Annotated in this window: 14 protein-coding genes; 5 read left to right on the top strand and 9 right to left on the bottom strand. The window is 64.9% G+C overall.

Annotated elements, in window-relative coordinates; genetic code table 11:
* Nucleotides 1-11: 11 nt before the first annotated feature.
* Nucleotides 12-608: a CoA pyrophosphatase gene (locus GA645_RS21605; RefSeq protein WP_372239770.1), complete on the bottom strand. Its 597-nt coding sequence runs from the start codon at nt 606-608 to the stop codon at nt 12-14.
* 139 nt (nt 609-747) lie between these two features.
* Here GA645_RS21605 and GA645_RS21610 point away from each other — a divergent pair, with 139 nt between their 5' ends.
* Nucleotides 748-1,299, top strand: coding sequence for an NUDIX hydrolase (locus GA645_RS21610; protein ID WP_152225283.1), 552 nt, complete (start codon nt 748-750; stop codon nt 1,297-1,299).
* Between the two features lie 52 nt (nt 1,300-1,351).
* Nucleotides 1,352-1,852, top strand: a complete 501-nt coding sequence (locus GA645_RS21615; RefSeq protein ID WP_152225285.1) for a murein L,D-transpeptidase family protein — start codon at nt 1,352-1,354, stop codon at nt 1,850-1,852.
* A gap of 194 nt (nt 1,853-2,046) precedes the next feature.
* Here GA645_RS21615 and GA645_RS21620 read toward each other — a convergent pair whose 3' ends face one another.
* The 3 genes from GA645_RS21620 to purL all read right to left on the bottom strand — a co-directional run bounded on the left by GA645_RS21620 (nt 2,047) and on the right by purL (nt 6,923).
* Nucleotides 2,047-2,364 (bottom strand): YqfO family protein, encoded by a 318-nt coding sequence (locus GA645_RS21620; RefSeq protein WP_152225287.1) that lies wholly within the window; start codon nt 2,362-2,364, stop codon nt 2,047-2,049.
* Nucleotides 2,365-2,555: 191 nt separating this feature from the next.
* Entirely contained in the window at nt 2,556-2,813 is a 258-nt protein-coding gene (locus GA645_RS21625; RefSeq protein WP_256675986.1) for a CDGSH iron-sulfur domain-containing protein, read from the bottom strand.
* 213 nt (nt 2,814-3,026) lie between these two features.
* A complete protein-coding gene (purL, locus tag GA645_RS21630) occupies nt 3,027-6,923 on the bottom strand; it encodes a phosphoribosylformylglycinamidine synthase (RefSeq protein ID WP_152225289.1) in 3,897 nt (1,298 codons plus the stop codon).
* A 288-nt stretch (nt 6,924-7,211) separates the two neighbouring features.
* Here purL and mltF point away from each other — a divergent pair, with 288 nt between their 5' ends.
* A complete protein-coding gene (mltF, locus tag GA645_RS21635; protein WP_152225291.1) occupies nt 7,212-8,684 on the top strand; it encodes a membrane-bound lytic murein transglycosylase MltF in 1,473 nt (490 codons plus the stop codon).
* A 76-nt stretch (nt 8,685-8,760) separates the two neighbouring features.
* Here the strand turns inward: mltF and GA645_RS21640 are convergent, their stop codons facing one another.
* The 5 genes from GA645_RS21640 to guaB all read right to left on the bottom strand — a co-directional run bounded on the left by GA645_RS21640 (nt 8,761) and on the right by guaB (nt 15,909).
* On the bottom strand, nt 8,761-10,017 hold the full coding sequence (locus GA645_RS21640; RefSeq protein WP_152225293.1) for an amino acid permease: 1,257 nt from the start codon (nt 10,015-10,017) through the stop codon (nt 8,761-8,763).
* A gap of 370 nt (nt 10,018-10,387) precedes the next feature.
* The gene (gene tadA / locus GA645_RS21645; protein ID WP_152225294.1) at nt 10,388-10,921 is read right to left on the bottom strand and encodes a tRNA adenosine(34) deaminase TadA; all 534 of its coding nucleotides are present in this window, start codon (nt 10,919-10,921) and stop codon (nt 10,388-10,390) included.
* Nucleotides 10,909-12,312, bottom strand: coding sequence for a multicopper oxidase family protein (locus GA645_RS21650; RefSeq protein WP_152225296.1), 1,404 nt, complete (start codon nt 12,310-12,312; stop codon nt 10,909-10,911). The genes tadA and GA645_RS21650 overlap by 13 nt, the downstream gene beginning before the upstream one ends.
* A gap of 337 nt (nt 12,313-12,649) precedes the next feature.
* Nucleotides 12,650-14,227, bottom strand: coding sequence for a glutamine-hydrolyzing GMP synthase (gene guaA / locus GA645_RS21655; RefSeq protein WP_152225298.1), 1,578 nt, complete (start codon nt 14,225-14,227; stop codon nt 12,650-12,652).
* A gap of 212 nt (nt 14,228-14,439) precedes the next feature.
* Nucleotides 14,440-15,909, bottom strand: a complete 1,470-nt coding sequence (gene guaB, locus GA645_RS21660) for an IMP dehydrogenase (protein WP_152225300.1) — start codon at nt 15,907-15,909, stop codon at nt 14,440-14,442.
* Between the two features lie 147 nt (nt 15,910-16,056).
* Between guaB and xseA the strand changes: the two genes are divergently transcribed.
* Complete coding sequence (xseA, locus tag GA645_RS21665) at nt 16,057-17,436, top strand: exodeoxyribonuclease VII large subunit (protein WP_152225302.1); 1,380 nt, start codon at nt 16,057-16,059, stop codon at nt 17,434-17,436.
* 6 nt (nt 17,437-17,442) lie between these two features.
* The gene (locus GA645_RS21670) at nt 17,443-18,198 is read left to right on the top strand and encodes a M15 family metallopeptidase (RefSeq protein WP_152225304.1); all 756 of its coding nucleotides are present in this window, start codon (nt 17,443-17,445) and stop codon (nt 18,196-18,198) included.
* Nucleotides 18,199-18,258: the final 60 nt, after the last annotated feature.

Below are 18,258 nucleotides of genomic sequence, written 5' to 3' on the forward strand. Positions count from 1 at the left end.
CTTTATGGGAATCAGCTCAACTTGATGAACTTTGCGGGCGGTTGGTGCAGGTCGATGCGCGCGTCGTACAGCAGGTTGACCAGTTCGACCAGCATGATCGCCGACAGCCCCCAGATCTTGTAGCCCTCGTAGAGGTAGCTGGGGACGTACCAGCTGCGGCCGAAATAGTCGATGCGATGGGTGGTTTCCCGCGGGTCGCCGCGGAAGAACTCCAGCGGCACCTTGAAGACTTCGGCGATCTCGCCATCGTTGGGGCGGTACTCGACGAAATCGGGCACGAAGCCGACGAATGGCTTGACCAGGATACCGTGACGGGACAGCAAGGTGCTCAGCGGCCCGACCACTTCCACCAGCCCCGGCGGCAGGGCGATCTCCTCCTCCGCCTCGCGCAGGGCGGTATGGATCAGGTCGACATCCTCGGGATCGCGCCGTCCACCCGGGAACGCCACTTCGCCACTATGGGTCGACAAACCCGTCGCACGCAGCGTGAGCACGAGTTCTTCCCGGGGAGTGATGGGGAGCAGGACCGCCGCTTCCGGGAAGCTGCGATCCGTTTCGATGTCGAGAGGCGTGTGCGCCTGTATGCGTTGGCGCAGCTGGTCCAGCATGCCGAACATCCTGCGGGAAAGGGCCGATTCTTTTAATTGAAGAATCATGGCACGAAAGACCGAACTGCCCAAGCCCCGCCCCTTGCTGCGTGCCAGGCGCAACGCGCAAGATGAACGCACATTCGAACAAGGAACCGGCATGAAATTCTGCAGTCAGTGCGGCGCTCCCGTGAGCCTGCGCATCCCCAGCGGCGACAACCGCCCGCGCTATGTCTGCGACCAGTGCCACACCGTGCATTACCAGAACCCCCGGATCGTCGCCGGCTGCCTGCCGGTGTGGGAAGGACGCATCCTCCTGTGCCGTCGCGCCATCCAGCCACGCCTGGGCTTCTGGACCCTGCCGGCCGGTTTCATGGAAAACGGCGAGACCCTGGAGCAGGCCGCCGCCCGGGAAACCCTCGAAGAGGCCTGCGCCCGCGTCCGCGACCTGCAGCTCTATACCCTCTTCGACCTGCCGCACATCAGCCAGGTGTACATGTTCTTCCGCGCGGAGCTGACGGACCTCAACTTCAGCGCCGGGGAGGAAAGCCTGGAAGTGCAACTGTTCGAAGAATCCGACATCCCGTGGGGTGAGCTGGCTTTCCCCACCGTGGGCCGTACCTTAGAATGCTACTTTGCCGACCGGCTCAAGCGGAGCTTCCCGGTACGCAACGAAGCCATCGCACCGATGCTGGCACAGAAAAAGAACTAAAAGACCTGTACACCGCCTCTAAGGCATTAGGATCATTGGGGAATACGTTTCAATGCGCTGGCTGATTGCCGTCCTTTGTCTAACCTTCGCAGCGTTCTCGAACGCCAGTGCGACGCCTACGCTCGACGGTCATATCGACAAGATTCTCGTGCTCAAGTCGGAGCGCAAGCTGCAGCTGATGAGCAACGGCAAGATTCTCAAGAGCTATCGCGTCTCCCTGGGCAAGCGCCCGCAGGGACCGAAGCTCGCCGAAGGCGACAACCGTACGCCGGAAGGCTTCTACTGGATCGACTGGCGCAAGACCAGTGACAAGTACAACCTCTCCATGCACATCTCCTACCCCAATGCGCGCGATGTGGCCAAGGCGCGGGAGAAGAACCTGTCGCCGGGCGGCATGATCATGATCCACGGCACCCCGCTGGATGACGAATACCCCGAGTGGTACTTCTCCACCCTGGACTGGACCAACGGCTGCATCGCCATGACCAATTCCGACTTGCGCGAAGTCTGGAGCCTGGTGAAGGACGGCACGCTGATCGAGATCCGTCCCTGACCGGACACACCCATGAAAAAGGCGCCTGAAGGCGCCTTTTTCATGGGTGTGAAAGAGCCTGTTCACGATCTAGCGAGCTAGAGCCGAACAAGGCACAAACGGGCGAGGACGCGGAGTTTGCGGGCTGTAAATGAGCAGGCCTCGCCTGTTTTTAACGCAGTTGTGCCGACGCGCAGCTGATCGTGGATAGGCTCTCAGAACACCATGTCCGACAGCCGCCACACCTCGAAAGCCGGCGTCTCGTACGGATGCGCGGCCTTCAAGGCCTTGACCGAGTCGTGGATCAGCTCGTCGGCCACCACCATCTCGACCTTCCACTCGGACACCTGCTCGACGATGCCCGCCTGGCCGATGAACGGGTTGCTGTCCTGCAACGGCCGGAATTGCCCCTGTCCCAGCGCCTGCCAGCAACAGCTGTCATAGGCGCCGATGCGTCCTGCACCCGCAGCGAATACCGCCTTCTTGACCGGTTCCAGATGACTCTCCGGAACGTAGAAACACAGTTTGTACATCAGATGCTCCGAATCAGGGAGATCGAAACAGGGAACGCCGTGGCAGAAGGCGCCACGTATGACAAATGCTGCCACAAATAGTGGCACATTGCCTCTTATGACCTGCAAGTCGTCGGGAAAGTTCGACCGTCTGGTGCCGCGGGCGTTCGCCGGTGAGCGACTTTGTACGAAATCTGTGACCGACTTCGAGATCAGCGCCCCATGAAGCGCTGCCAGCGCGCTTTCAGACCAGGCGCCTCGGGCGCGTGGGAACCGTCGCAATAAGGCAGACTAGTCGATCTGCCGCAGCGGCAGAGCAGCAGGTGACGCTCGCGCCCCACCGTCAGCACCAGCACACCCGCACAGTCCGCGGCGGCGTCCGGCAGGCTCGCGCAGCGCCCGCAGCGACACAGGCGCAGGACCTGCCCCGGAGCGACCGAGCGGACTTCGGGAAGCATCTGATCAGCCAAAGCGCTCTCCTCTTCCCACGTAGGGCGCATAACGTTCGACGTTATACGCCGCTTGACCTTCGCCCAGGAGCGCTCCGGGTTCAACCTTGGAGGCGACGGCCGATCGAAGCGAATCGGCGTACAACTGCGAACGGTTGTACGCCCTATGTACGCCCAAATAAAAAGGGGAAAGCCGAAGCTTTCCCCTTTTTGTGTTTCACCGCAGAGCCGGACTCAACCCACCCAGACGCGGGCGTTGCGGAACATGCGCATCCAGCCGCCGTTCTCTTCCCACTCGTCCGGACGCCAGGAGTTCTGCACGGCGCGGAACACACGCTCCGGGTGCGGCATCATGATGGTGACGCGACCGTCGCGGCTGGTCAGGCCGGTGATGCCACGCGGCGAACCGTTGGGGTTGGCCGGGTAGGCTTCGGTGACCTTGCCCATGTTGTCGACGAAACGCAGGGCCACGGTGCCTGACAGATCGGACTCCAGCAGCGCTTCCTCGCTCTCGAACTCCGCATGGCCTTCGCCGTGGGCGATGGCGATCGGCAGGCGGGAACCGGCCATGCCTTGCAGGAAGATCGACTGCGACTCCTGGACCTGGACCATCGCCACGCGCGCTTCGAACTGCTCGGAGCGGTTGCGCACGAAGTGCGGCCAGAACTCGGTGCCGGGGATCAGCTCGTGCAGGTTGGACATCATCTGGCAACCGTTGCACACGCCCAGGGCGAAGCTGTCCTTGCGCTCGAAGAAGGCCTGGAAGCCATCGCGGGCACGGCTGTTGAACAGGATCGACTTGGCCCAGCCCTCGCCGGCGCCCAGTACGTCGCCGTAGGAGAAGCCGCCGCAGGCCACCAGGCCCTTGAACTGCTCCAGGCTTACGCGGCCGGAGAGGATGTCGCTCATGTGCACATCGATCGCAGCGAAGCCGGCGCGATCGAAGGCCGCGGCCATTTCCACCTGGCCGTTGACGCCCTGCTCACGCAGGATCGCCACCTGCGGACGCACACCCTTCTTGATGTAGGGCGCAGCGATGTCGTCGTTGACGTCGAAGCTCAGCTTCACCGACAGCCCCGGATTGCCTTCGTCCAGCAGACCGTCAAACTCCTGGTCGGCGCAGTCGGCGTTGTCACGCATGCGCTGGATGCGGTAGCTGGTTTCGCTCCAGATACGCTGCAGGTCGCGGCGCTGGGCGTTGAACACCTGTTCGCCATTGAAGGCCAGCTCGATGTCGCCGCCGGTGGCCGGCTGTCCGATGACCGCCACGCAGTCTTCCAGGCCGGCAGCGCTGAACTGTGCCAGTACTTCCGGAGTGGCTGCGGAGCGAACCTGGATGACCGCACCCAGTTCTTCGTTGAACAGGGCGGCGGTCAGATCGTCGCGGCTTTCGGCCAGCGCGTCGAGGTTCAGGTCGAGGCCGCAATGGCCGGCGAACGCCATTTCCACCACGGTAGCCATCAGGCCGCCGTCGGAACGGTCGTGGTAGGCCAGCAGGTGGCCATCGGCGTTCAGCCCCTGGATCACGGCGAAGAAGGCCTTGAGGTCCTCGGCATCGTCGACGTCCGGAGCGGCGCGGCCGATCTGGCCGTTGACCTGGGCGAGGATGGAGCCGCCCATGCGGTTCTTGCCACGGCCGAGGTCGATGGCGATCAGGTCGCTCTCGCCCTTGTCCAGGCGCAGCTGCGGGGTGAGGGTCTTGCGGATGTCGTTGACCGGGGCGAAGCCGGAGATGATCAGCGACATCGGCGAGGTGACGCTCTTCTCGGCGTCGCCGTCCTGCCAGCGGGTCTTCATGGACATGGAGTCCTTGCCCACCGGGATGGTGATGCCCAGCGCCGGGCACAGCTCCATGCCGACGGCCTTGACGGTGTCGTACAGGCGCGCGTCCTCGCCCGGGTGACCGGCGGCGGCCATCCAGTTGGCGGAGAGCTTGATCTCAGAGATCTTGTCGATGCTGGCGGCGGCCAGGTTGGTGATGGTCTCGCCGATCGCCATGCGGCCGGAGGCCGGGGCATCGATCAGGGCCAGCGGAGTGCGCTCGCCCATGGCCATGGCTTCACCGGTGTAGACGTCGAAGCTGGTGGCGGTGACGGCGCAGTCGGCCACCGGTACCTGCCACGGGCCGACCATCTGGTCGCGAGCCACAAGACCGGTGATGGTGCGGTCGCCGATGGTGATCAGGAAATTCTTGCTGGCCACGGCGGGGTGACGCAGCACGCGCTCGGTGGATTCGGTCAGGTCCAGGCCGGCGGCGGCGAAGTCATCGCCCAGCTCGGCTTCGCGACTGACCGAACGGTGCATGCGCGGCGGCTTGCCCAGCAGCACTTCCAGCGGCATGTCCACCGGCTTGTTGCCGAAGTGGCTGTCGGCGACGGTCAGCTGCTTCTCTTCGGTGGCTTCACCGACCACCGCGAACGGGCAGCGCTCGCGCTCACAGATGGCCTTGAAGGTCTCGAAGTCGGCGGCGTCCACCGACATCACGTAGCGTTCCTGCGACTCGTTGCACCAGATTTCCAGCGGGCTCATGCCCGGCTCGTCGTTGGGCACGTTGCGCAGTTCGAAGCGGCCGCCACGACCGCCGTCGTTGATCAGTTCCGGCAGGGCGTTGGAAATGCCGCCCGCGCCCACGTCGTGGATGAACTTGATCGGGTTGTTCTCGCCCATCTGCCAGCAGCGGTCGATGACCTCCTGGCAACGGCGTTCCATTTCCGGGTTCTCGCGCTGCACCGAGGCGAAGTCCAGGTCAGCGGCGGATGCGCCAGTGGCCATGGAGGAAGCGGCGCCGCCGCCCAGGCCGATCAGCATGGCCGGGCCGCCGAGCACGATCAGCTTGGCGCCGACCGAAATCTCGCCCTTCTGCACGTGGTCTTCACGGATGTTGCCCATGCCGCCGGCGATCATGATCGGCTTGTGGTAGCCACGAACTTCCTCGCCGCGCGGGGTGACGATGGCCTGCTCGAAGGTACGGAAGTAGCCGGCCAGGTTCGGGCGGCCGAATTCGTTGTTGAACGCGGCGCCGCCCAGCGGGCCTTCGATCATGATGTCCAGCGGGGTGACGATGCGCTCGGGCTTGCCGTAGGGCACCTCCCAGGGCTGCTCGAAACCGGGGATGTTCAGGTTGGAGACGGTGAAGCCGACCAGGCCGGCCTTCGGCTTGGCGCCGCGACCGGTCGCGCCCTCGTCGCGGATCTCGCCGCCGGAGCCGGTGGAGGCGCCGGGGAACGGGGCGATGGCGGTCGGGTGGTTGTGGGTCTCCACCTTCATCAGGATGTGCACCGGCTCTTCGCTGGCGCCGTACTGGCGGGTCTCGGCGTTGGGGTAGAAGCGGCCGGCGACGTAGCCCTTCATGACCGCGGCGTTGTCCTTGTACGCGGACAGCACGCCTTCGCGGTGCATTTCATAGGTGTTCTTGATCATGCCGAACAGGCTCTTGTCCTGAGCCTGGCCGTCGATGTCCCAACTGGCGTTGAAGATCTTGTGGCGGCAATGTTCGGAGTTGGCCTGGGCGAACATCATCAGCTCGACGTCGTGCGGGTTGCGGCCCAGCTCGACGAAGCTCTTCACCAGGTAGTCGATCTCGTCTTCGGCCAAGGCCAGGCCCAGCTCGAGGTTGGCCTTCTCCAGCGCGGCGCGACCGCCGGCGAGGATGTCCACCACGGTCAGCGGCTTGGGCTGGGCGTGGCTGAACAGGGCGGAAGCTTCTTCCAGCTGGCTCAGGACCAGCTGGGTCATGCGGTCGTGCAGGCGGGCGGCGACGGCTTGCGCGTCGGCCTCGCTCAGCTCGCCGGTGACGTAGTAGGCAATGCCGCGCTCAAGCCGCTCGATCTTGGCCAGGCCGCAGTTGCGGGCGATGTCCGACGCCTTGCTCGACCACGGCGAGATGGTGCCGAAGCGCGGCACCACCAGGAACAGGCGGCCGCTGGGCTCCTGGACCGGTACGCTCGGGCCGTACTTGAGCAGGCGGGCGAGTACCTGTTCTTCCTCGGCGTTGAGGGCTCCGGTGACCTCGGCGAAGTGCGCAAACTCGGCATACAGCCCGGTGACGGCGGGCACCTGCTGGGTCAGCAGGTCGAGCAGTTTGCCGTGGCGGAAAGCGGAAAGGGCGGGAGCACCGCGCAGGATCAGCATTGTCGGAACAGCCTCTGGAGACGGGGAAGTGTGGGGGCCGGACGGGCCGGCCCACAGAGGCCGTGCATTCTACCGTAAAGCGCGGGGCGGCGGCACCTTTCCAGCGCCATCCTCGCAGCCACCGCCGTCGAACCGATTTTTCACCTTCGAACGGCTTCGACCGGCCCGTAGCCAACCCGCCTGGCCCGGCCTTGAGCGCCAAAATACCGACGAACGGTGCGTCAGCTAGCAGAGAAGCGTCAAGCTGTCGAGATATGGCGCCACACGGCCTTTGCGTATACTGCGTCGATGCTTGCCCTGACTGTGTCCCGCGTGCGTCGCACCGCCTGGTTCTTGGCGGCCTGTATCTTTCTGCTGATTTCCGGCTGTACCGAGGCGAAAGTCCCGACGGCCCTGGAGCGTGTGCAGAAGGACGGCGTCCTGCGCGTGATCACCCGTAACAGCCCCGCTACCTACTTCCAGGATCGCAACGGCGACACCGGCTTCGAATACGAGCTGGCCAAGCGCTTCGCCGACAGCCTGGGCGTCAAGCTGGAAATCGAAACCGCCGACAACCTGGATGACCTCTATGGCCAGCTCGGCCGAGAGGGCGGCCCCAACCTCGCCGCCGCAGGCCTGACCCCGGGTGGCGATCGCAGCTCGCAGGTGCGTTACTCGCACTCCTACCTCGATGTCACGCCCCAGGTCGTCTTCCGCAACGGCGAACAACGCCCTACCCGCCCCGAGGACCTGGAGGACAAACGCATCGTCGTGCTCAAGGGCAGCAGCCATGCCGCCCAGCTGGCCGAACTGAAGAAGCAGTTCCCCAGGATCACCTACCGCGAATCCGACGCCGACGAGATGGTCGACCTGCTGCGCATGGTCGACGTCGGCGAGATCGACGTCACGCTGGTCGACTCCAATGAACTGGCGATGAACCAGGTGTACTTCCCCAACGTCCGCGTTGCCTTCGACCTTGGCGACTCCCGTGGCCTGGCCTGGGCGCTGCCGGCCAGCGACGACAACAGCCTGCTGGAGAAGGTCAATGCCTTCCTCGACAAGGCCAAGCAGGACGGCCTGCTGCAGCGCCTGAAGGATCGCTACTACGGCCATGTCGACGTACTGGGCTACGTTGGGGCCTACACTTTCGCCCAGCACCTGCAGCAGCGCCTGCCCAAGTACGAACAGCACTTCCGCCAGAGCGGCCAGAAGCTCGAAGCCGACTGGCGCCTGCTGGCCGCCATTGGCTACCAGGAGTCCATGTGGCAGCCCGACGCCACCTCCAAGACCGGCGTGCGCGGCCTGATGATGCTGACCAACCGCACCGCGCAGGCCATGGGCGTGGCCAACCGCCTCGATGCGAAGCAGAGCATCCAGGGCGGCAGCAAGTACTACATCCAGGTCAAGGACGAGCTGCCCGAGAGCATCCAGGACCCGGACCGCACCTGGTTCGCCCTGGCCGCCTACAACATCGGCGGCGCCCACCTGGACGATGCGCGCAAGCTCGCCGAGCAGGAAGGCCTGAACCCGAACAAGTGGCTTGATGTGAAGAAGATGCTGCCGCGCCTGGCGCAGAAGCAGTGGTACCGCAAGACCCGCTACGGCTATGCACGCGGCGGCGAGACGGTGCACTTCGTGCAGAACATACGGCGCTACTACGACATTCTTACCTGGGTGACCCAGCCGCAGATGGAAGGCGGCCAGCTCGCCGAGAGCGGCCTTCACCTGCCGGGCGTGAACAAGACCAAACCGCAGGACACCCCGTCGGACGAGAAGCTCTGAGCGCTCGTCAGAACAAGCATCCAGACATGAAAAAGCCCGGCATCAGCCGGGCTTTTTCATGCAGCGGAGAAGCAGGTTACCAGCCCGAAGGCAGCAGGCTCAGCGCACTGCAGATCGCGTAGACGGCACTGGACAGGTAGATCAGCACGATCACCACCTGGATCGCCGGATTGGCGATCCAGCCGCATTTCCAGGCCGGCTCGAAGTCACCGTTCCGGCGTGCCGAGCGCAGCATCAGGATCGGCATGATCGACAGGATCACCCCGCTGAAGGCGCCGGCGAAGTACAGCGCGTTGACGAAGCCCACCAGGCCGCTGTAAGCGAGGACGAACGGTGGCAGCGCCACGATCGCCAGCACCAGCAGGCGGGTCCTGGGCTGACTCTCCGAGCCGAGCGAGTGGAACTTGTCGAAGATGTTGGTCAGGAAGCTGCCACCCAGGCCCCAGTACGAGGTCAGCATGGCGCACAGGGCGAAGGTGTTGGCGGTGAAGAACGCCCACTGCCCCAGCGCCTGGCCCCAGGCCAGGGTCGCCACTTCCGACTGGCTTTCCAGGCCGGTCAGCGCGATCACCGACATCGGCACCACGCTGAGCAGAACGAAGGTGGTCAGCATCCCGGTGATCACCGCCCTGGGCAGCAGCCTGGGCGCATGGCTGAAGCCGCGCGCCATCTCCGGCACGATGTACTGGGCGGAGAAGCAGAACACCGCGATGTTGAACACCGGCACCATGTAGATCCAGTCGCCATCGAGCAGGCGGACGAAGTCGGTGTTCTCGTTCAGCAGAGTCGCGGCCACCAGGATCAGGATCATGCTGACCATGCCGATACTGATGAACTTCTCGCCCTTGCCGATGGCCCCCAGGCCCATGTAGAGCACGGCGGCGGCCGGGACGAAGAACAGCAGACTCCCCAACGCCGGACTGATGCCGAAGAACGCCGCGAGGATCTTGCCGCTACCGCTCATGTAGGCGATCAGCGCACCAATGCTGTTGACCGCTACCGAGAGGAAGATCGCCCAGGCGCCGAAGGAGCCGACATAGCGCTGCGCGAGACCGCTCAACTGGTTGTGGGTACGGGTGCGCAGCGCCGTCTCGGAGACGTAGAGCATGGAGATGGTGGTGAACACACCCGCCACCGCCAGCCACAACAGAAGCGGCATGAAGCCGGCCTTGCGGCTGGCGTAGGCCATGGACAGTACGCCGGCGCCGATATTGGTGCCGACGATCATCGCCACGGCTTCGAGGAAGCTCAGGCGCTTGACCTCAAGGCCCGACGAAGCCACCGCTTCGCTGGCGGTGGGGTCCTGGAACGTGGGGTTCCCGGATTGGCTCATAACAAGTCCTCTACAGAGTAATGACGAACTCCGGGGCGACCAGCGTCGGCGTGCTGATGGCCTTCCAGGACAACGGCATTGCAGAACAGCGAGGAACAGGGCGCCTCCGGGTCGTTCATGGGCAGCATGAATCGTTGGAGTGCCGCAGGCGTCCTGGCTTTTGTTCTTGGACTTGCGCGCCTGTCAGCGCCGCCACGAGGGCGGCCGTGCAAAATAACACACGAAAAACAGGATTCCGGGAGACGGGATACGACTTTAGGCGCAGAAGAGACGACTCAATCTTTACAGCAAGTTACTGAAATATATTAATTTTCAGCAGATCAAATCGATCGAGCGAATGAACCGGCAGCTGTTTGTCTATTCGAACAGATCAATCCGCCGGAGGCTTGTTCGCCCGGCGTGCCTTGAAGAAAGCGGAGAGCATCGCGCTGCACTCCTCGGCCAGCACGCCCCCCTCCACCAGCACCCGGTGGTTGAGGAAATCCTGCTCGAAGAAGGTGCCACGGCTGACGGCCACGCCCGACTTGGGCTCGGTCGCGCCATACACCACGCGCTGGATACGCGAATGAACGATCAACCCGGCGCACATGCTGCAGGGCTCCAGGGTCACGTACAGGGTGGCACCCGGTAGACGGTAGTTCTGCGTCGCGGCGGCCGCTTCGCGGATGGCGACCATTTCGGCGTGGGCGCTGGGGTCATGGGAGGTGATCGGCCGATTGAAGCCACGGCCGATCACCTGGCCGTCCAGCACCAGCACGGCGCCCACCGGCACCTCGCCCAGGGCCGCGCCCTGTTCGGCCAGGGCCATGGCTTCGCGCATGAAGGGGATGTCCTGGCTGCGGTCGATGACCGGCCGCAGCCCCTTCACGGTCGGATGCCCCTGGCTGTTGGTCAGCCGCACCATGCCTCACCCACTGCGATGGTTCCCATCAAACCAGTCTCCATGTGATCGATCACGTGGCAGTGGAACATCCACAGGCCGGGGTTATCCGCCACCAGCGCCACGCGTGCCGTCTCATTCTTGCCCAGCAGGTAGGTGTCGGTGAAATACGGAATGATCTCCCGACGATCGGAGTCCAGCACCTTGAAGGTCATGCCGTGCAGGTGGACCGGATGCTGGTACTGGGTCATGTTGCGCAGCACGAAGATGTAGCTCTTGCCTTCCTTGAGCTTGGCCAGCGGCGGCGCGTTGTGCTTGTGCTCCTCGCCGCCCTGCCAGGCCACGCCGTTGATCTGCCACAGCGAAGGCGCGGACTGCCCCTTGGAGTAGTCGGAAATGGCGCCGACCCACTCGAACTTGAAGTTGATGGTCTCGGCGTTCTTCAGATCCGGCTCCGCCACCGGGTTGTGCGGCAGCGCCGCCGGCCACTTGGCGGTGGGCGCCTTGGGATTGGCCACGCCACGAATGGTCGCCAGGCGCACCGGGCCATTGCGCAGCGAAAGCTCGGTGCCTTCCGCCGGGCCACGAATACCGAGCTCCAGGCGCATGCCCGGGCCGATCCAGTACTGGTCCTTCGGCCCCTTGCCGAAATCGCGCGGCGCCACCGGGTGGCCGTCGATGGCGTAGATCTTCGCCTCGGCGTCCGGCAGGTTGAGCCGGTAGGTCACGGTGCTGTCGACGTTGAGCAGGCGCACCCGGCCGATCTCGCCGGCCGGCAGCTCGATCACCGGATTGCTCTCGCCATTGATGGTCGACAGGCGCCCGCGGGTGCCTTCGCGCGCCGCCTCACGGGGAACGCTGAAGGGCGTGAAATTGCCCTCCTCGTCCACGTGCCAGGTCTTCAGGCAGAGGATCTTCTCGCTGGTGAATTCGGTCGGTTCGCGCTCGTCGATGATCAGCGGCCCGACCAGGCCACGGCCCAGCTGCTCGCTGCTCATCAGATGCGGGTGATACCAGTAGCTGCCGGCGTCCGGCGTCTTGAACTGGTAGATGAAGCTCTCGCCCGGCTGCACCGGAGGCTGCGATATGTAGGGCACGCCGTCCATCTCGATGGGCAGGCGGATGCCATGCCAGTGGATGGTGGTCGGCTCGTCCAGCTTATTGGTGAAGCGCACGCGCAGCCAATCACCCTGGCGCGCACGAATCTCGACACCGGGAGCCTGGCCGCCAAACCCCAGGCCGGGCGTCTTGTGGCCGGGTACCAGCTCCAGATCGAGCGGAGCGGCGATCAGTTCGTAATCGTGTTCGGCAGCAACCTGCGGACGCGCCAACCAGATGCGCGCACCACCGGCGCCCAGGCCGAGCACGGCCAGGCCGGCGAGGCCGCCGAGTACTTGTCTACGGGTGAACGACATGGGGTCCTGCTCCTGGAATCGAAGTCAATGCGGCCCCATCAGGCGATCGAGGGGAAGCCGACTCTGGCGGTCAGCCTGGCAACGCAGTTGAACCTGTAATGGCGCAGCCCGCCGTGCGCCGGATCGATCGCGGGCGCCGCGCTGGAGGCACTGGCAGGTCACGGGACACGCAGTTCTCAGTCGCGGCGGCAAGGACGCGGATGATACTGCAAATGACAATCAGTGTCAGGACCGCATTCACCGGGAACGCAATGACGCTCTCCGGAAACGACAAGGGGCAGCCGTGGCTACCCCTTGTCAGGTCGGACCGCGCGGGCTCAGGCCCGCGCGGAATCGATCATTCCCACTCGATGGTGGCCGGCGGCTTGCTCGACACGTCGTAGGTGACGCGGGAGATGCCTTCGATCTCGTTGATGATACGGTTCGAGACCTTCTCCAGCAGCTCGTACGGCAGGTGCGCCCAGCGAGCGGTCATGAAGTCGATGGTTTCCACCGCGCGCAGGGCGACGACCCAGGCGTAGCGACGGCCATCGCCGACCACACCGACGGATTTCACCGGCTGGAAGACCACGAAGGCCTGGCTGGTCTTGTGGTACCAGTCGAAGTTGCGCAGCTCTTCGATGAAGATGTGGTCGGCGCGACGCAGCAGGTCGGCGTACTCCTTCTTCACCTCGCCGAGGATGCGCACGCCCAGGCCCGGGCCCGGGAACGGGTGGCGGTAGACCATGTCGTAGGGCAGGCCCAGCTCCAGGCCGATCTTGCGGACTTCGTCCTTGAACAGCTCGCGCAGCGGCTCGACGAGTTCGAACTGCATGTCTTCCGGCAGGCCGCCGACGTTGTGGTGCGACTTGATCACGTGGGCCTTGCCAGTCTTGGCGCCGGCCGACTCGATCACGTCGGGGTAGATGGTGCCCTGGGCGAGGAACTTCACGTCCTGCAGCTTGGTGGCTTCCTGATCGAAGACTTCGATAAAGCTGCCGCCGATGATCTTGCGCTTCTGCTCCGGGTCGGAGACGCCGGTCAGGCGACCGAGGAACAGCTCTTCGGCGTTGGCGCGGATGACCTTCACACCCATGTTCTCGGCGAACATGGCCATCACCTGGTCACCTTCGTGCAGGCGCAGCAGGCCGTTGTCGACGAAGACGCAGGTCAGTTGGTCGCCGATGGCCTTGTGCAGCAGAGCCGCGACCACCGATGAGTCGACACCGCCGGACAGGCCCAGCAGCACCTTGGACGAACCCACCTGGGCACGCACGGTGGCGATGGCGTCGTTGACGATGTTGGACGGGGTCCACAGGGCTTCGCAGCCGCAGATGTCCAGCACGAAGCGGGAGAGGATGCGACCGCCCTGCTTGGTGTGGGTCACTTCCGGGTGGAACTGTACGCCGTAGTAACCACGGGCGTCATCGGCCATGGCGGCGATCGGGCAGCTCGGGGTGCTGGCGAGGATGTGGAAACCGTCGGGGATCTCGGTGACCTTGTCGCCGTGGCTCATCCACACGTCGAGGCCCAGCACGCCGTCTTCATCGACGTGGTCTTCGATGCCGTCGAGCAGGCGGGCCTTGCCGACCACGTCGACGCGGGCGTAGCCGAACTCGCGCAGCTCCGAACCCAGCACCTTGCCGCCCATCTGCTCGGCCATGGTCTGCATGCCGTAGCAGATGCCGAACAGCGGCACCTTCAGGTCGAACACGGCCTTCGGTGCGCGCGGGCTGTTGGCTTCGTGCACCGACTCCGGGCCGCCGGCCAGGATGATGCCGCGCGGGGCGAAGGCGCGAACGTCCTCGTCGCTCATGTCGAACGGATGGATCTCGCAGTACACGCCGATCTCGCGAACGCGGCGGGCGATCAGCTGGGTGTACTGGGAGCCGAAGTCGAGGATCAGGATCCGGTGAGCGTGAATGTCTTGGGACATGGTCATCTCTCGTAGCGAAATTCTTAAACGACACGGGGCTGTATCAACCAGCCCCGTGTCCTGCAACTTTTAAAAATGGCTTTGCCGCGTCGCGAGCGCAGGACTGGCAAGGCGGGAAAACAGGAGAAAGCGGAGTTTGCTGAAGCAAATGAGCATTTCGACTGTTTTCCCAACGCAGCTTGTCCAAGCGCAGCAGCGTCAAAGCCATTTTTTTAACCTACGCGGTAATTCGGCGCTTCCTTGGTGATCTGTACGTCATGCACATGGGACTCGGCCATGCCGGCGCCGGTGATGCGGACGAACTGCGGCTTGCTGCGCATCTCCTGGATATCGGCGCTGCCGGTGTAGCCCATGGCGGCGCGCAGGCCACCCATCAGCTGGTGGACGATGGCGGTCAGCTGGCCCTTATAAGGCACGCGGCCTTCGATGCCTTCCGGTACCAGCTTCTCGGCGCCGGCGGAGGCGTCCTGGAAGTAGCGGTCGGAGGAACCGGTGGAGCCGGCCATGGCGCCCAGCGAGCCCATGCCACGGTAGGACTTGTAGGAGCGGCCCTGGAACAGCTCGATCTCGCCCGGAGCCTCTTCGGTACCGGCGAACATCGAACCCATCATCACGCAGTAGGCGCCAGCCACCATGGCCTTGGCCAGGTCACCGGAGAAGCGGATGCCACCGTCGGCGATCAGCGGAACGCCGGTGCCTTCCAGGGCAGCGGCAACGTTGGCGATGGCGGAGATCTGCGGCACGCCCACGCCAGCGACGATACGGGTGGTGCAGATGGAGCCCGGCCCGATGCCGACTTTCACGGCATCAGCGCCAGCGTCAGCCAGCGCCTTGGCGGCTTCGCCGGTGGCGATGTTGCCGCCGATGACCTGTACGTGCGGGAAGGTTTCCTTCACCCAGCGAACGCGGTCGATCACGCCCTTGGAGTGACCGTGCGCGGTGTCGACGACCACGACGTCAACGCCAGCGGCGACCAGTGCGGCAACGCGCTCGCCGGTGTCGGCGCCGGTGCCGACGGCTGCGCCGACGCGCAGGCGGCCTTCGTCATCCTTGGAGGCCAGCGGGTAGGTCTTGGCCTTCTCGATGTCACGGAAGGTCACCAGACCGGTCAGGCGGAACTTCTCGTCGACGACCAGCATCTTCTCGATGCGGTTCTCGTAGAGAGCGGCCTTGATCTCTTCCAGGGCGGTGCCTTCGCGGGCGGTGACCAGCTTGTCCTTCGGAGTCATGATCGCGGAAACGCTGTCGCCGACGTTCGGCTTCACGCGCAGGTCGCGACCGGTGACGATACCGACCAGCTCGCCCTCTTCCACCACAGGGAAGCCGGAGAAGCCGTATTCACGAGCGATCTGCAGCAGCTCGATGATCTTGGTCGACGGGGTTACGGTGATCGGGTCGCGGACGATCGCGGTCTCGTGCTTCTTGACCTTGCGAACTTCGGCGGCCTGCTGCTCGATACCCATGTTCTTGTGGATGATGCCGATACCGCCTTCCTGCGCCATGGCGATGGCCAGGCGGGACTCGGTCACGGTATCCATCGCGGCGGATACCAGCGGAATGTTCAGCTCGATGCCACGGGTCAGTCGGGTTTTCAGGCTCACGTCCTTGGGTAGGACTTCCGAATAACCGGGAATCAGGAGGACGTCGTCGAAAGTGAGGGCTTCTTGGCTGATGCGCAGCATGGCGGGGGCTCCCGATCGGGAAAAATGGAAGCGCGGCATTATATCCCAGCTCAGGGGCGCGGCTCAACGTAACCAGACGATCTGAATAAAGCTTTCTCAACCCTGCGCGCTGGCCCCTGTCCACCGGCCCGCTTATCATCCTTCGCCATGCAGAATGATCCCTTCCAACGGCTGGGCCTCGACCGCGAGGTTCTGACCGTCAGCCAGCTCAACCAGCGCGCCCGCCACCTGCTGGAGGACGTGTTCCCGCAAGTGTGGGTCGAGGGCGAGATTTCCAACCTCGCCCGCCCCGCGTCCGGCCACATGTACTTCACCCTGAAGGACAGCAACGCCCAGGTGCGCTGCGCGCTGTTCCGGCAGAACGCCCTGCGCGTGCGCCAGGCCCTGCGCGACGGCCTCGCCGTGCGCGTGCGCGGCAAGGTCTCGCTGTTCGAAGGACGCGGCGACTATCAACTGATTGCCGATACCGTCGAACCGGCCGGCGACGGCGCCCTGCGCCTGGCCTTTGAGGCGCTAAAGGAAAAACTCGCCGCCGAGGGCCTGTTCGCCACCGAGCGCAAGCGCGAGCTGCCGGCGCATCCGCGACGCATCGGCATCATCAGCTCGCCCACCGGCGCGGTGATCCGCGACATCATCAGCGTGTTCCGCCGCCGCGCACCACAGGTCGAACTGACCCTGGTACCCACCGCCGTGCAGGGCCGTGAGGCTATCGCACAGATCGTCCGCGCGCTGACGCTGGCCGATGCCCAGGGCTTCGACGCACTGATCCTGGCCCGTGGCGGCGGTTCGCTGGAAGACCTCTGGTGCTTCAACGAGGAGGCGGTGGCCCGCGCCATCGCCGCTTGCGTGACGCCCATCGTCAGCGCCGTGGGCCACGAGACCGACGTCTCCATCAGCGATTTCGTCGCCGACGTGCGCGCCCCTACGCCCTCGGCCGCCGCCGAACTGCTGGCGCCCCACAGTGGCGACTTGCAGCAACGCCTGGACAGCCTGCGCCGCCGGCTGATCCTGCGCATCCAGGACCGCCTGACCCGCGAGCGCCTGCGCCTGGAGGGAACCGCCCGACGCCTGCGCCACCCCGGCGAACGCCTGCGCCAGCAGGCCCAGCGCCTGGACGACCTGGACATGCGCCTGCGCCGTGCTTTCGAGCGCCAGTTGCAGATCCGCCAGGAACGCGTCGCGCGCCTGGACACCCGCCTCGCCGCGCAGCACCCCGGCCGCAACCTGGCCCTGCTGCGGCAGCGTCTGGAGAATCTCAGCGGTCGCCTGCCCCGCGCTACCCAGGCGATCCTGCGCGAACAGCGCCAGCGCCTGGACAACCTGATGCAGACGCTGCACATCGTCAGCCCGCTGGCGACCCTGGGGCGCGGCTACAGCATCCTGCTGGACGACAAGGGCCAGGCGATCCGCAGTGCCGCGCAGACGAAGAACGGACAGCGCCTGAAAGCCCGGTTGGCCGAAGGCGAACTGGAGGTGCGGGTGGAGGACAACCACCAGGCACCGGTCACCCTTTCCCTGCTGGACTGACTCGCGATGACTGACCTGCTCGCACCGATCCTGCCTCAGCCCGAACCAGACTGGGCCGAAGCCTTCCGCATGCCCATCATAGAATGTGGCCAGCCGCTGCAGGCACTGGGCATCGCCACCGGCTTCGCGGTGTGGCCGGCTTATCACCGCCTGGGCGTGCCCAATGCGCAGCCCGAATGCTACGCCCGCAACGAGGTTTTCGAGCGCCTGCTGCAGGCCGCGAGCCTGCTGCCGAATGGAATCCGCCTGGTGATCCTCGATGCCTGGCGGCCCTTCGCGGTGCAGCAGCATCTGTACGACACGCTCTACGAAATCCTTCGCCAGCACGAACCGGATACCGATCCCGCCGAGCTGACCCGGCGCACCCGCGAGTTCGTCGCCCCGCCCAGCACACGTGCCGAGTCGCCCAGTCCGCACCTCACCGGTGGCGCCATCGACCTGACCCTGTGCGACCGAGACGGTCGCTGGCTGGACATGGGCAGCCTGTTCGACGAGGCGACACCGCGCTCCTACACCCGTCACTACGAAGAGATCGCTGAGCCGGACGAGTCCCAGCGGCAAATCCGCGACAACCGCCGGATGCTGTTCAATGCCATGGCCGCGGCGGGGTTCAGCAACCTCTCCAGCGAGTGGTGGCATTACGACTATGGCGACCAGCTGTGGGCGGCGCATCTGGGCAAGCCCCACGCGATCTATGGCCCGGCGCAGGTGCTGCCGCTGGAGCAGCTCTGGCGCCAGCAGCTCGAAGGGCTGCGCCGCTAGCGATTGGCGCTCCTACAAATCGCGCGCATGCCACCCCATCGTGCTTTCGACGAAATCGCG

The organism is Pseudomonas sp. SCB32, assembly GCF_009189165.1.
Lineage (GTDB): Bacteria > Pseudomonadota > Gammaproteobacteria > Pseudomonadales > Pseudomonadaceae > Pseudomonas.

Bases quoted from the DNA above. Each gene is read 5' to 3' on its own strand.
- GA645_RS21605 (WP_372239770.1), bottom strand. From the start codon at position 608: ATGCTGGACCAGCTGCGCCAACGCATACAGGCGCACACGCCTCTCGAC.
- GA645_RS21610 (WP_152225283.1), top strand. From the start codon at position 748: ATGAAATTCTGCAGTCAGTGCGGCGCTCCCGTGAGCCTGCGCATCCCC.
- GA645_RS21615 (WP_152225285.1), top strand. From the start codon at position 1,352: ATGCGCTGGCTGATTGCCGTCCTTTGTCTAACCTTCGCAGCGTTCTCG.
- GA645_RS21620 (WP_152225287.1), bottom strand. From the start codon at position 2,364: ATGTACAAACTGTGTTTCTACGTTCCGGAGAGTCATCTGGAACCGGTC.
- purL (WP_152225289.1), bottom strand. From the start codon at position 6,923: ATGCTGATCCTGCGCGGTGCTCCCGCCCTTTCCGCTTTCCGCCACGGC.
- mltF (WP_152225291.1), top strand. From the start codon at position 7,212: ATGCTTGCCCTGACTGTGTCCCGCGTGCGTCGCACCGCCTGGTTCTTG.
- GA645_RS21640 (WP_152225293.1), bottom strand. From the start codon at position 10,017: ATGAGCCAATCCGGGAACCCCACGTTCCAGGACCCCACCGCCAGCGAA.
- tadA (WP_152225294.1), bottom strand. From the start codon at position 10,921: ATGGTGCGGCTGACCAACAGCCAGGGGCATCCGACCGTGAAGGGGCTG.
- GA645_RS21650 (WP_152225296.1), bottom strand. From the start codon at position 12,312: ATGTCGTTCACCCGTAGACAAGTACTCGGCGGCCTCGCCGGCCTGGCC.
- guaA (WP_152225298.1), bottom strand. From the start codon at position 14,227: ATGTCCCAAGACATTCACGCTCACCGGATCCTGATCCTCGACTTCGGC.
- guaB (WP_152225300.1), bottom strand. From the start codon at position 15,909: ATGCTGCGCATCAGCCAAGAAGCCCTCACTTTCGACGACGTCCTCCTG.
- xseA (WP_152225302.1), top strand. From the start codon at position 16,057: ATGCAGAATGATCCCTTCCAACGGCTGGGCCTCGACCGCGAGGTTCTG.
- GA645_RS21670 (WP_152225304.1), top strand. From the start codon at position 17,443: ATGACTGACCTGCTCGCACCGATCCTGCCTCAGCCCGAACCAGACTGG.